Raw genomic sequence first — 14,542 nt, 5'->3', positions numbered from 1 at the left:
AAAAGACGGAATTGACGGAGCTGTAGGACCACAAGGTTTGCAAGGAATCGCTGGAACTAACGGAGCTGATGGAAAAGACGGAGTTGATGGAGCAGTTGGACCACAAGGTTTACAAGGTATTGCTGGAGTAAAAGGAGACAAAGGAGATATTGGAGCAACTGGTGCTGCAGGTGCAAAAGGAGATAAAGGAGATGTAGGTGCAACAGGAGCACAAGGTTTGCAAGGTATCGCTGGAGTAAAAGGAGACAAAGGAGATATTGGAGCAACTGGTGCTGCAGGTGCAAAAGGAGATAAAGGAGATGTAGGTGCAACAGGAGCACAAGGTTTGCAAGGTATCGCTGGACTAAAAGGTGACAAAGGAGACATTGGAGCAACTGGTGCTGCAGGTGCGAAAGGAGATAAAGGTGATGCTGGAGCTACAGGAGCGACAGGTGCAAGAGGATTAACAGGGGCACAAGGTTTGCAAGGTATCGCTGGAGTCAAAGGAGATAAAGGAGATATTGGAGCAACAGGACCAAAAGGTGATGCAGGAAATCCAGCGCCAGTTTATACGGCTGGGACAGGTATAGCAGTTGATAATACAAATCGTATAATATCAGCTCTAAATACAACCAATTTATGGAACGCTAACCAATTGCAAGGGCGTCCTATAAGTACTACGGCACCAACAGGAAATCAAGTTTTAGCTTGGAGTGGAAGTAACTGGGCACCTGCATCAATAGCTTCTGAACCTTGGCGAGTAGCGGGTACAACAAATGAAGCAACTTCAAATACCCAGAATATATACCAAATGGGTAGAATAGGTATTGGGACTAATAATCCAAGTAAAGAATTGAGTGTTGTAGGTAATGCGGTAATTTCTAAATCACTACAAATAGATGGTGAAGCTTTAGGAGACGGAACAGTCAGAACAGGACTATATTTTGGGCCTACTAATAGTGGCGAAGGAATTACTTCGAATAGAGCTTCTGCAACAAATGGGAATGTGAGTGGATTAGATTTTTGGACTGGTAATAGTAAGCGTATGTCTATTATAAATAATGGTAACGTAGGTATTGGGAAACTAGATCCAGGTCAAAAACTAGATGTTGTAGGTACTATTAGAAGTAATGTGATGCACATTAATAATGGACTTTCAACAGGAAATTATAACAATCCAGCGGAACTTAATTTTATTAGAAACGCTGCAAATGACAGATGGATTTTAGGATCTTCTCTTAACGGAAGAGGTAACGATATTTTTGAACTAGTTCATATAAATGGTAGTAACCTCTTTACTAATAGAGTTTTTGTTTACGACAGAGTAAGCAGCAGTTTTGCAATAAATCAGATGAATGCTAATACTTCATTTAGATTTTATGTAAATGGTGCAGCAGGAGGAACAACAACTTGGTCACAATCATCAGACAGAAGATTTAAAAAAGATATTACTCCAATTACAAATGCATTAGATAAAATAATGAAAATTGATGGGGTAGGTTACAACTGGAAAGCGGATGAATTTAAAGAAATGAGTTTTGATCAAAGACATCAGTTAGGAGTAATTGCTCAAGATATTGAGAAAGTCTTGCCAGAAGCTGTTACGGTTGATGACAAAGGATACTACTCTGTTTCTTATACTACAATTATACCAGTATTGGTAGAAGCGGTAAAAGAGCAGCAGAATGAAATCTTGTCACTTCAAAAAAATCAAAAAGAGCAGCAAGAAGAATTAAATGCACTTAAAAAATTAATGCAAGAAATTATAGCAAAAAAATAATTAATTGGGAGTACAGTCTTTAGTAAAGACTGTACTCTTTTTATAAGTTTAAAATCAGTCGTTTTATTAAACTGTTGGTTTTTACAATGAAACCGCTTGGTTTACCCGATTTCACAAGAATAAAAATACCTTAATATGGTGTTTTTTGGACGTTTTTAGGCTCCTGATTTTCGTCACTTTGTAATATAAATATCGGGCTTTACAACTGCCGAAAGGGAGTATCGACAAAAGCCTGAATTCATTTCTAATCTGCTTACAGGCATTAAATTGAATTTTTATGAAAAATAGATTTCCATTTATTAAAAATATAACGACACTTATTTTGGTCGTTTTTCCCCCAGTCTTTAGTGTACAGGCACAATTATTAAATCCTGATCAAATTAAAGTCACTTCTGGAACTTTAGTTTCGGTACATTTTGATTTTAAAAATACTGCCACCGGAGAATTTATTAATGACGGACAGGTGCATATTTTCAATCATTGGACCAATGATGGTAAGGTAAGTTTTACGCCTTCGCAACAAGGAACAACTTATTTTACAGGACAAGAAGAACAAATTATAGATGGAGAAATACCTTCAGCTGCTGTTTACTCTCATTTTAAAAATATTACGTTCAATAATGCATATGCATCAACCCCATTTTTACTGGCAACAGATATTTCTGTTTCGGGCAATTCTAATTTCCAAAAAGGAATAATTGATGCCGATAGTTACAACGGAAAAGTAATTTTTGAAAGTAATGCAACACATACCAATACAAGTAATAACAGTTTTGTTGACGGCAGGGTTACGAAAATAGGAACGGCAGCATTTGAATATCCTGTTGGAGATGCAAATTATTATCGTCCATCTATACACGGAAACTCAGGCAATAATTCAGATGCATATACGGCACATTATTTTTTACAAAACTCAGATGCTAATTATCCTCACAGCAGTAAACAAGATAATGTTCAATTAATCAATGATAAAGAATATTGGGAAATAACAAAAGATAATGGTCTTACCGATATTGTGCTTACACTAACCTTAAATCCTGATACAACGCCATCTTATATCTATCAGGAAATGGCAGGGACAGCAATTCAAATTGTAAGATGGGATACTGCCGAAAAAAGATGGATTTCTGAAGGCGGAGTTGCGGATGAAGCACAGAGAATGGTAACCGCCAAAGTTTCTGGTTATGGCATTTTTACACTAGCCAGAGTAACTAAGGCTCCTGAAGAACTAGATGATTTAATTGTTTACAATGCATTGTCACCAAATGGCGATAATAAAAATGATTTTTTCCATATAAAAGGCATTGATAAATATCCAGACAATAGTGTTGAGATTTATAATCGATGGGGAGTTTTGGTTTATCAAACCCAAGGTTATAATGAAAGCGATCGTGTTTTTAAAGGATTCTCAGATGGGCGTGCAACGGTTAACCGAGGCGCCGGTTTGCCTACAGGAACTTATTTCTACATCTTAAAATATAAAACAGAAACGAGAGTCAAAGAAAAATCAGGTTATCTGTATGTAAATCAGGATAATTAAAAAACAGGTTTACGAATAGCGGAGCCATAAAGAAGGCATTAAACAAGCCTTACCAATCTATGATTCCGAATTTACTCTTAAATAAATGATTAAAATGAATATGAAAAAGATACTATCAATAATAATTCTTTTGCTCGCTTTTAATTATACAAGCGCACAGCAAGATTCGCAGTATACACAATACATGTACAATCCAAGTATTGTCAATCCTGCCTATGCAGGTTCTCGAGATGTTATGAGCATTTTTGCACTTTATCGCTCACAATGGGTTGGGCTGGAAGGAGCGCCTCAAACAGGAACGTTCTCGATGCATACGCCTATCGAAAATTCGAAAGTAGGCTTAGGAGTGTCCCTTTTTAATGATAAGATTGGTCCATCTAACGAAACAAATCTGGCGGTAGATATGTCATACACTATTGATGTTTCCAATCAATACAAACTGGCTTTTGGAGTAAAAGGAAATGCCAATTTAATAAATATAGATTATACAAGATTGGATATTTACGATCCTTCTGATCCAAGATTCCAGGAGAATATTGACAATAAATTTTCGCCAAACGTTGGTGCGGGAGTGTATCTATATTCAGATAACACTTATATAGGGCTTTCTGCTCCAGCATTACTACAAACTAAACATTTTGACGGATCTGTAAACTACGATGGATCTTCGACATTTTTTGCAAGAGAACAAGTTCATTATTATCTAATGGCGGGACATGTTTTTGATTTAGATTATAATCTAAAATTCAAACCATCAACAATGGTAAAAATGACAGAAGGAGCTCCCTTACAAGTCGATTTATCAGCCAATTTTTTATTCAACGAAAAATTTACAGCCGGTGTTGCCTATCGTTGGAGTGCTGCATTGAGCGCATTAGTTGGTTTTCAGGTAAGCGACGGACTATTTATAGGTTATGCTTATGATGCCGAAACAACAAAATTAGCCAATTATAATTCAGGATCACACGAGATTTTTCTTCGATTTGAGTTGTTTAAGAAATTCGATAAGATTACTTCACCAAGATTCTTCTAAACAAATACTATTATGAAACTAAAAATACGACTAAGCGCCTTAATCTTAATCTTCGGATGGGGAAGTTATGCTCAAAACAATAAAATAAAAAAAGCCGAAAAACAGTATGAGCAGCTAGCCTATATTGATGCTATCAAGATTTATGAAAATGTAGCTGAAAAAGGGTATAAATCAGCTGATTTATTTCAGAAATTAGGAAATGCTTATTATTTCAATGCCGAATTACCACAGGCAAATAATTGGTACGCTGAACTTTTTTCGCTCAATCAAACAGTAGATTCAGAGTACTATTATCGTTATTCACAAACGTTAAAATCTGTGGGAGATTACGCTGCGGCTAATAAAATGTTAGATGTATTTAATATAAAAAACGGTACCGATTCAAGAGCAAAATTATACGAATCAAACAAAGATTATTATACAGTAATTCAAGAAAATTCAGGACGTTTTACAATACATAACCTTGAAATAAACTCTGAATTATCAGATTATGGAACGTCGTTTTTTAAGGATCAAATTGTATTTGCAAGTTCACGCGAGCGACTAGGGACTACAAAGCGCATTCAAAAATGGAACAATCAGGCTTTTTCTGCTTTATATGCTTCCAAAATAAATACAAATGGTGATTTAGAAAAACCACAACCTTTTTCAAATACTATCGATTCTAAATTTAATGAAGCAACACCAGTTTTTACAAAAGATGGTCACACTGTATATTTTACAAGAAACAATTACAATAACGGAAAAAAAGGGAATGATGTAGAAGGTAAAATTTTACTCAAGCTGTATAAAGCGACGCTTGAAAATGGTAAATGGGTAAATGTAAAAGAGCTTCCTTTTAACAGTGATGATTTTAGTACAGCACATCCCGCATTGAGTCCAGATGAGAAAACATTGTACTTTGCTTCTAACAGACCAGGAACTTTAGGCGAATCGGATATTTACAAAGTCGCAGTTTATGGAAATGATCGTTACGGAAATCCTGAAAATCTAGGAAATACTATAAATACAGAAGGCAAAGAAACCTTTCCGTTTATATCTGCCGAAAATGAGCTTTATTTTTCTTCTAACGGGCATCCGGGATTAGGTGGTTTAGATGTTTTTGTTGCCAAAATGAATCCAAACGGAAGCTTTGAAAAACCAAATAATGTAGGTATGCCAATAAATGGTGCGATGGATGATTTTGCCTTTGTAATCAATACCGATACTAACACAGGATATTTTTCTTCTAATCGTGAAGGAGGGAAAGGATATGATGATATATACAGTTTTACTGAAACTAGAAAACTATTAAATACACAAACAATAAACGGAACTATTCTCGACAAGGAAACTCAAGGAATTTTGGCTGGAGCCAAAGTTTTAGTACTGGATGAGCAGATGAATGCGGTAAAAGAACTTTTGACTGATGACAAAGGAAAGTTTAGTTATGACAAAGCCGAATCTGGTAAAGTATATTACGTACGAGTTTCAAAAGACGAATATCGTACTGAAGAACAAAAGCAATATATATCATCAGAAAATGGAAAAATAGAGGTAAAGATTGCTCTAGAAAAGAACATCAAAAAACTAACTCCGGGAACAGATCTAGCCAAAGTATTTGCCATTGAGAGAATTTATTTCGATTTAGATAAATCTGATATCCGTCCAGACGCAGCTTTAGATATTAGTAAAATTATAGCAGTTTTAAATCAGTATCCTACTATGAAACTGCAAATTACTTCTCACACAGATAGTCGAGCTTCTAAATCGTACAACCTTATGTTATCGCAAAAAAGAGCGCAGGCAACTATGGATTTTATGGTAAAATCGGGTATTGCCAAAAGCAGATTGACAGCCAAAGGATACGGTGAAAGTGAGCTTGTTAATAAATGTGCAGATGGCGTAGCGTGTTCTGAAGAAGAGCACCAACAAAACAGAAGAAGTCAGTTTATAATTACTGCCATGTAAGTCTGAAAAAAAAGCAATTTATACTAAGCTCATTCTTTTTAATGACTAAAAGGATGAGCTGATTTTTTTATTTAAAACAGCTAGAAGATATTCCATGAAAAAAAAGTACTTGTATACAGAACTTAGGTTCTTTCTTAATAATATCTGCTAAAAATACTTTAAGATAAAATTAAAAGCACTATAATTCTTATGCAGTATATTGCAAGACTAAAATAAGTTTCCTTATTATATTCAAAATAAAAGGATCTTGTTATAATAAAATTTGATTAGAATGAAATTAAGGAGAAAAAGAAGAATGACATTAAAAGACTATTTTGAAAAAAACTTTAGTACCAATTTAGCGGCAGAATCTTATAGTGAAAATGTTGAACTGCTGGTGAAACTAGTGAATTTAATTCGCCCTAAAAATCCAAAAAAAGCAGTTGTTGTAGATTTGACAGACTTAATTAATCTACTTCGAGAAAATCAAAATTACCGCAATGGATTGATGTTTTGCATCAATACACATCTAGAAAAAAAGAAGTTTAATAAAATCCTTTCAGATGCAGGTATTCTTCAAGATGCCAATTTCTTTTTTGAAGTACGAAAAAGGATTTTTGCTAAACTAATTCCCGAACAGCCGGAAAAAGATACCTTACAATTTATTTTAAATCAGATATTCTTTGTCAATACAGACCCTATATGGATTAAAAAAGTACCTAAAAAACAAATATTCGAATTATTTTCATTGCTGCAATTTCGTTCTATTTATGAATTGAAAGAAGACAATGCATCGTTTAATGAGCTTGTTTTTGCAATGGAGGTGATTACCTACCGTATTTGCGGATCAGCAATGGAAACCGATGTAATACGAATGGTTCCAGAGTATGAAAATCTCGAAAGCCCCTTTATAGCTTTTCAACGAGAATTATTGCTGATGAATGAAAGACTAATTGAATCTTCTGAAAAATCAATCAACGAAGATGATTTAGGATACAAACAGCTAATAATTCTGCACAAGCAATGTGTAGACTATATCGAAACGGCTTTTAAAAACAGTAATAAATTTGGAATTTCGTTACATGTAAATCAAAGTCTTTTGCGAATCCGCCAACAACTTGAACGTTTAAAATCGCTATTGCCTATTTTGATTCATGTAAATGAGGAAGAGGCTACAAGAAATACTATTTCGTTGTCTTATAAACTTATTAAATACAATTGCGACAAAAACAATATTCGAAAGTTAGCCAATGAGAGCACGCAGCTTTTATCTTATGAAATAACCCAACACACCGCTGATACAGGCGAACATTATATTACCAACGATCGCAAGGAATATTATAAAATGTTCTACTCAGCAGCCGGAGGTGGTTTTATTGTTGGAATATTGTGTATTATCAAACTCTTGTTAGGAAAGGTAGAAACCAGCGGATTTGGTCATATCTTTTTATACAGTATGAATTATTCTATTGGATTCATCATTATTTATATTCTTGGATTTACGCTTGCGACAAAGCAGCCAGCAATGACTGCTTCAGCATTGGTACGAGCTTTACAAGAGGGATTCAAACAAAAAACACAAGACAAGAAAAATTATAAGTATAAAGAGTTTGCCGTATTTTTTGCACGAGTATTTCGTTCACAATTTATAGCTTTTGTTGGGAATGTAATGATTGCCTTTCCAGTTTCATTACTCGGGATCTGGGCTATCGATCAAATATTTCATTATAATATTGCCAAGGAAAAATGGCCGATTCTAATCCATGATTTAAATCCTATTTATTCAGCAGCAATATTTCATGCGGCTATAGCGGGCGTATTTTTGTTCCTATCTGGAATTATTGCTGGTAGTATTGCCAATCGCGATAAGCACAATCATATTTATTATCGTATTCAAGAGCATCCTTTGCTCAAGTTGAGTTTAGGTAAAAAATGGACTAAGAAATTGGCATCAGTATATGAGAACAAATGGGCAGGAATTATTTCTAATTTTTGGTTTGGTGTTTTTATGGGAAGTACCGTTTTTATTGGGATATTCTTCGGATTAAATATAGATGTTAGACACATTACTTTTGCAAGCGGAAATTTTGCTATGGCATTGTATGGCGCCGATTTTTATGTTACACAAGAAATGTTTTTGTGGTCTATTCTGGGGATCGGGCTTATTGGTTTAGTCAATTTTATGGTGAGTTTCAGTTTATCACTCGGACTTGCTTTTCGTTCTCGAAATATTCCGCTTTCAGAACTAAGACAAGTAGCGCGGGCTATCTTTAGATACTTTTTGTACAAACCTTCGCATTTCTTTTTTCCACCAAAAAAGAATACATTATAAAAACAATTTACTTTTTGATTTAAAAAAGTGTTTCATTAAATAGTGTAAAAAAAACGCTTTTATCATTTTGTGCTCGATCACTTACAAAAAATGTGTACGAGCACATTTTTTTATGTATTTCTTTTTTTATTAAAACAGAATATATACATTTGGCTGTAAACAGTAATATTTTTTATTGATTTTTAATTTTTATGATCGTAATGTTGCATAATAACAAGGGATGCGAAGATTGATTGCTAAAAATAAAATTTAGCAAAATGCAAAGAATCCATTTTCTGGCTATAGAAATATTACAATTAGCTTAAAAAGGCAAGAATAGTAAGAGAACTTATATAATTCCTTTTAGGCGCATCATTTGAAATAAAAGAATTCTGCTTCTAAATAAGTTTTGTTTATTTTATTAAAATTAACTGCTAAATGAGTAAAATACGCTCAGAATCGATTTCATTAAATGAATCTGCTATCTTGTTAAAAGTAGCAGCGGGAGATGAACTGGTGTATACTCAGCTGGTCGAAAAAAACTGGCAGAAAGTAGTACGACACGCACTCAGTTTCGTAAAATCGTATCCAATTGCAGAAGAATTGACACAGGATGTCTTTGTTCAAATTTGGAATAAACGTGAAAAATTAGCAGAAGTAAACAATTTTGATAATTACCTTTTTATCGTAAGCAAAAACTTGATCATTAGTCATATTCGAAAAAAACTAATTGAAACAGATTCTCTGAAAGGAGAAAAATTACAAGAATTATTTTTCAATCCCGATGAGCAATATGAGTTCAAAGAGTTGGTTGAAATTATAAACGAAGGCGCTTCACTTTTACAAGAGCCAAGACGATCTGTTTTTTTGTTAAGCCGAATGGAAGGTAAAGATGCTGACTATATTAGCGAGGAATTGGGCATCGCCACAAGAACAGTTAGATGGCATTTATTACAGGCATTAAACTTCCTTCGAGACCATCTGCACAAACAATATAATATCGACTTATTGACGATAATTTTATTCAGTTTGTATTTTTTTTCATAATTTTTTCATTTTTCATTGCCACTTTAACAACGAACCCTCGTCTTTATAATTGAAGGGGTTGTTAAGGTTGTTCAAAAACCATTTATCTATGTATCAAAAGGAAACGTTTAAAGTACTTATGGAGCAGTTTGTATCAGGCGAAATTTCGTCTGAAGGAAAAGCAAAGCTACTTGATATGCTTGATAGACCCGAGTATTCAGAAGAATTTGATCGCATTCTTCGAGAAAATTATGATTCGGTCGAAATTCCTCATGTGAGTTCTGAAAGAACAGAAAAATTTATAAAAGAACTTCAGAAGAAAATCGAGGTGTCTTTTGAAGAAGAGGATTCTCCGTCTTCCATTTTTAATTTGTTTAGATGGAAAAGATTGATGCTTGCTGCTAGTTTTTTACTTATGATAGGCGTAGGAAGTTATTTTGTTTTTAAGAAAGACAATAACCATTCTTCAAAGTTGGCATCACACAAAGCAGAGGATAAAAAGCCTGGTAAAATGGGGGCAGTACTGACGCTTTCTAATGGTTCAAAAATAGTATTAGACAGTGTAGGAAACGGATTGCTGGCAAATCAGAACAATACAACAGTTTCAAAAAAGAATGGTGGACTTGTTTATGATGCAAACAGTGGAGCACAAGTGGTGTATAATACGATGACTACTCCTAGAGCGCATCAATATCACCTAGAATTATCAGATGGAACAAAAGTATGGCTTAATGCTTCGTCGTCAATTACTTTTCCAACTTCATTTGCAGCAAACGAACGAAAAGTTAAAATTACGGGTGAAGTTTATTTTGAAGTTGCCAAAGATAAGAAGAAGCCTTTTAGGGTTTTAGTAAACGATATGCAGATAAATGTATTGGGAACTCATTTTAACGTAAATGCGTATCAAGATGAAGCAACAGTAAACACAACGCTTTTAGAAGGCAGTGTATTGATTACAGAGAAAAGCAAAAAGATACTTTTAAAACCGGGACAGCAGGCTCAAAAACAAAAATCGAGAGTTATTGTTGTAAATAATGATGTAAATACAGATGAAGTACTGGGGTGGAAGAATGGTTTATTTTATTTCGAAGAAGCCAATCTTCAAACTGTTTTACGTCAGTTAAGCCGTTGGTACGATGTAGATGTGGTTTATGAAAATGGTGTGCCGACAAGATCTTTTGCGGGAGAAATTCAAAGAGATTTAAATCTGTCACAAGTATTACGAATTCTTGAAAAGAATAAAGTCCATTTTAAAATCGAAGGTAAAATTTTAAGAGTAAGACCGGATTAAATTAAATAAGGAGAAATCCTTTAAAAATAGTTGCTTTTTTTTCATAAAAAAAGCCAGCAAATGTTGGTAGCATTGGCTGGCTTGTTCCTGAAAATAGGAACAGTTATGGAAAAATAAGTAAACAAACCATGCAAGGAGAATTTATTATTAACCAAAACCATTACGAAAGTATGAAATTATTACCAAAACCAAAGCCAAAGAGTCATTGGCTTTCATCAAAAACTCGGAAAGTTATGAAATTAACCTCTATACTGGTTATTGCCCTGACTTTACAAGTGTCGGCATCAGTATCTTCGCAGACTGTTACTTTTTCGGGAAAGAAAGTCGCGATTAAAAAAGTATTATCAGTCATAAAAAGTCAAACCAATTATGTGTTTTTCTATGACGTTGAGATTCTAAAAAATGTTAAACCAATTTCTTTAAACGTAGTCAATGCACCTATAGAAAAGGTGTTGCAGCAGACTTTTGCAAATCAGCCCATTACTTGGATTGTTGAAGGAAAAACGATTTCATTTTCACTTAATGAAGAAAAGGCAAAAAGTACTCCTCAGCCAGTAGTGGTACAAAAGCAAATTCAGGGAAAAGTAGTCGATGCAAATAATATGGGCATGCCAGGGGTAACCGTACATGTTAAAGGAACTAAAACATCGACGATAACTAATTTTGACGGTAATTATGAAATCATAGTTTCAGATGCAAATGCTGTATTGGTTTTTAGTTATATGGGTTTTGAGAATTCAGAAGTTGCCGTTGGGAGTAAGAATCAAATAAATGTAACGCTCAAAGAGAGTACTTCTAAACTTAATGAGGTAATTATTGTTGGATATGGAACTCAGAAGAAAGAAAGTTTAACAGGAGCTGTTTCTACTGTAAGTTCTAAAACAATAGCAAATCGCCCTGTTACTAGTTTGGCAACTGCTTTACAAGGGACAGTTCCTGGAATGAACGTAACTCGTACAAGTGGACAACCAGGTAGCGAAAATCTTAATATCCAAATTCGTGGAGCAACTTCTGCCAACGGGAGTGTAAATCCGCTATTGCTTATTGATGGTATTGCAACTCCTTTGTTTAATTTGCAGACTATAAATCCTTTGGATGTAGAAAGTATAAGCGTTTTAAAAGATGGAGCGGCGGCTGCAATTTATGGAGCACAAGCAGCTGGAGGTGTAATATTAGTGACAACAAAAAAAGGGAAAGAAGGAAAAGCGGTATTTGAATTTTCGACTCAATTCGCAAGTCAAAAGCCATTATACCTGCCTAAAAGAATGTCATTACTTGACGAGGCAAATATCTCCAATCTTGCTCGTAAAAACAAAGGAGTTGGAGCTGAATATTCCCCAGCTGATATTGAGAATATTAAGAATGGCGTTGAATATATTCCAAATCCAACAGATCCTAATGGTTATATTTTTTATAATCAAAAAGATTTTACAAAGCAAATGATCAAAGATCAAGCATTAATGACGACTAATAATTTAAGTGCACGTGGAGGCACTGAAAAAATAAATTATTTTTTCTCTGTGGGTTATTTAGATCAAGACGGAATGTTTAAAGTAGGTGAAGATCATTTTAGCCGTTTTAACTTACGTACAAATATTGGGGTAGATTTTACAAAGCATGTTCACTTTGATTCAAATATATCATATGCCAACCATAATACAGATTCTCCATCAGTTGATGTCAATGGAGCAGGATTGCTCTCGCAACTTTATAAAACAAGACTTAGATTTCCAATATTTACGCCAGAAGGACGTTTAAACGGTTTGGCAGGTTCATCAGGAATTAATGCTTATGCCAATTTAACAGAAGGAGGATTCAACAAACGTACCATAGACGATATAGATGGTACATTTCAATTAACCATAAAAGATCTAGCGAAAGGTCTTAAATTCCGAACAATATATGGAAGAAAGTTAAGAGTTTCAGAATCGGAAATTTTTAGGAGAACGATTGAATTATGGGGTAAAACAAAACCGGTTTTTTACCTGAATAATCCAAATTCATATACTATAAATCAAATTGTGTCGTCTACTAATAATGATGTAAATCCAGGTGTTTTGAGAACAGAAAATTTTCAATTCCTAACGGATTATAGTCTAACAATAGCAGAAAATCACAACTTTAGTATTATGGGAGGATATCAGTGGGAAGATTATAGATTTTCTACTGTTACTTCGGGTGCAACTAATTTAAAAAGTAATGATGTTCCTTCTTTAAATTTAGGAGAAGAGACGACTAAAACAAATAGCCAATTTATTACCACTTATGCTAACCAATCGTTTTTCGGTCGCTTTAACTACAATTATAAAGGGAAGTATCTTGTGGAAGCAACTATAAGATCTGATGAAAGTTCTCGTTTGGCGCCAGGACTGCGCGTTAAAACATTTCCTTCGGCTTCAGTAGGTTGGAATGTAAGCAAAGAGGAATGGGTGTCTCAAGGAGCTCCTTTTATTTCTGAATTTAAACTTAGGGTTTCTTGGGGACAATTAGGAAATGCGCAAGGTATTGGCTATTATGATTATCTAAATATGCTTTCCTCAAATTCGAATTTGGTATTAGGAGGTTCAGAAACAAAAACAGCTTACTTTTATCAAAACACCGTGCCTTCTTCAAATTTATCTTGGGAAACGGTAGAGACATTCAATTATGGAATTGATTTTGGATTCTTTGAAAATAGATTGACAGGTAGTTTTGATTATTATACAAAAGAAAACAAAAATATGTTGACCCCTTTGCGCTTGCCAGGGACTTTTGGCGTAGGAACTCCAAAAATTAACAATGGTGTACTTAAATCGTGGGGTTGGGAATTGGCAGTAAACTACAAGGATAAAATAGGCAGTAGTTTTAATTATGGTATTGGATTTAATTTATCCGATAATCAAAATAAACTGGTTGAATATGCAGGTATCAGTGTAGTTGGGATTGGAACAAATTCACTTATCGAAGGTTTTCCTTTAAACACCATATGGGGATATAAAGCTGCGCCAGGATATATTAATACTCCAGAGCAATTGGCAGCAACGCCAGTTTATTCAACTCTTACAGGTGTTGGTGATATTGCATATTTAGATCAAAACGGCGACGGTAAAATTAATGCAGGTAAAGGAACTGTAGAGGACCATGGAGATTTGGTACGATTAGGTGAAGATCAACAGCGTTATTTATTTGGAATTAATGGTAATGCAAGTTGGAAAAATATAGATTTTAGTTTCTTGATTCAAGGAGTAGGTAAAAGATCTTTTATGCCTAACTCAGAGATGATCACACCTTTTGCCGAATCATGGATCATGCCAATGGCTATACATGCTGATTATTGGACACCTGAAAATCAGAATGCTGCTTTCCCAAGACCTTATCTAAATGGATACCATAATTACATTACTTCAGACAGATGGGTCTTGGATGCTAGTTATGCCCGAATCAAAAATATTCAGTTAGGATACTCTATACCACAAAGCATATTAGAAAAAACTTTTTTTACCCGTATGAGATTTTATTTTTCAGGAGAAAATATTGCTACCATATCTAAATTTGGAATATTCAAAACAACCTTTGATCCAGAACAAAAGAATGGTATTTATGCTGATTACCCTGTGTTTGGAACAGTTTCTTTTGGAGTGAACCTAACATTTTAACATTTTTAAACTACGAGT

Annotated in this window: 8 protein-coding genes; all 8 read left to right on the top strand. The window is 34.4% G+C overall.

Features of this window, described 5'->3' with window-relative positions:
* Positions 1 to 1,759, top strand: a 1,759-nt coding sequence (locus tag ACHRV0_RS14070; RefSeq protein ID WP_395441272.1) for a tail fiber domain-containing protein, incomplete at its 5' end; no start/stop codon positions are given.
* A 277-nt stretch (positions 1,760 to 2,036) separates the two neighbouring features.
* Complete coding sequence (locus ACHRV0_RS14065) at positions 2,037 to 3,299, top strand: gliding motility-associated C-terminal domain-containing protein (RefSeq protein WP_395441271.1); 1,263 nt, start codon at positions 2,037 to 2,039, stop codon at positions 3,297 to 3,299.
* Positions 3,300 to 3,393: 94 nt separating this feature from the next.
* Complete coding sequence (locus tag ACHRV0_RS14060) at positions 3,394 to 4,332, top strand: type IX secretion system membrane protein PorP/SprF (RefSeq protein ID WP_395441270.1); 939 nt, start codon at positions 3,394 to 3,396, stop codon at positions 4,330 to 4,332.
* A gap of 12 nt (positions 4,333 to 4,344) precedes the next feature.
* Positions 4,345 to 6,282: an OmpA family protein gene (locus ACHRV0_RS14055; RefSeq protein WP_395441269.1), complete on the top strand. Its 1,938-nt coding sequence runs from the start codon at positions 4,345 to 4,347 to the stop codon at positions 6,280 to 6,282.
* Positions 6,283 to 6,553: 271 nt separating this feature from the next.
* On the top strand, positions 6,554 to 8,593 hold the full coding sequence (locus ACHRV0_RS14050; protein WP_395441268.1) for a site-specific recombinase: 2,040 nt from the start codon (positions 6,554 to 6,556) through the stop codon (positions 8,591 to 8,593).
* A 417-nt stretch (positions 8,594 to 9,010) separates the two neighbouring features.
* The gene (locus ACHRV0_RS14045) at positions 9,011 to 9,619 is read left to right on the top strand and encodes an RNA polymerase sigma factor (RefSeq protein ID WP_395441267.1); all 609 of its coding nucleotides are present in this window, start codon (positions 9,011 to 9,013) and stop codon (positions 9,617 to 9,619) included.
* An 88-nt stretch (positions 9,620 to 9,707) separates the two neighbouring features.
* Positions 9,708 to 10,889, top strand: coding sequence for a FecR family protein (locus ACHRV0_RS14040; RefSeq protein ID WP_395441266.1), 1,182 nt, complete (start codon positions 9,708 to 9,710; stop codon positions 10,887 to 10,889).
* A gap of 233 nt (positions 10,890 to 11,122) precedes the next feature.
* Positions 11,123 to 14,524 (top strand): TonB-dependent receptor, encoded by a 3,402-nt coding sequence (locus ACHRV0_RS14035; protein WP_395441265.1) that lies wholly within the window; start codon positions 11,123 to 11,125, stop codon positions 14,522 to 14,524.
* The last annotated feature ends 18 nt before the right edge of the window (positions 14,525 to 14,542 follow it).

This window comes from Flavobacterium sp. FlaQc-30, assembly GCF_044005885.1.
GTDB lineage: Bacteria > Bacteroidota > Bacteroidia > Flavobacteriales > Flavobacteriaceae > Flavobacterium.
This window is presented reverse-complemented; position numbering and strand designations above follow the sequence as displayed.

Bases quoted from the DNA above. Each gene is read 5' to 3' on its own strand.
- ACHRV0_RS14065 (WP_395441271.1), top strand. From the start codon at position 2,037: ATGAAAAATAGATTTCCATTTATTAAAAATATAACGACACTTATTTTG.
- ACHRV0_RS14060 (WP_395441270.1), top strand. From the start codon at position 3,394: ATGAATATGAAAAAGATACTATCAATAATAATTCTTTTGCTCGCTTTT.
- ACHRV0_RS14045 (WP_395441267.1), top strand. From the start codon at position 9,011: ATGAGTAAAATACGCTCAGAATCGATTTCATTAAATGAATCTGCTATC.
- ACHRV0_RS14035 (WP_395441265.1), top strand. From the start codon at position 11,123: ATGAAATTAACCTCTATACTGGTTATTGCCCTGACTTTACAAGTGTCG.
- ACHRV0_RS14050 (WP_395441268.1), top strand. From the start codon at position 6,554: ATGAAATTAAGGAGAAAAAGAAGAATGACATTAAAAGACTATTTTGAA.
- ACHRV0_RS14055 (WP_395441269.1), top strand. From the start codon at position 4,345: ATGAAACTAAAAATACGACTAAGCGCCTTAATCTTAATCTTCGGATGG.
- ACHRV0_RS14040 (WP_395441266.1), top strand. From the start codon at position 9,708: ATGTATCAAAAGGAAACGTTTAAAGTACTTATGGAGCAGTTTGTATCA.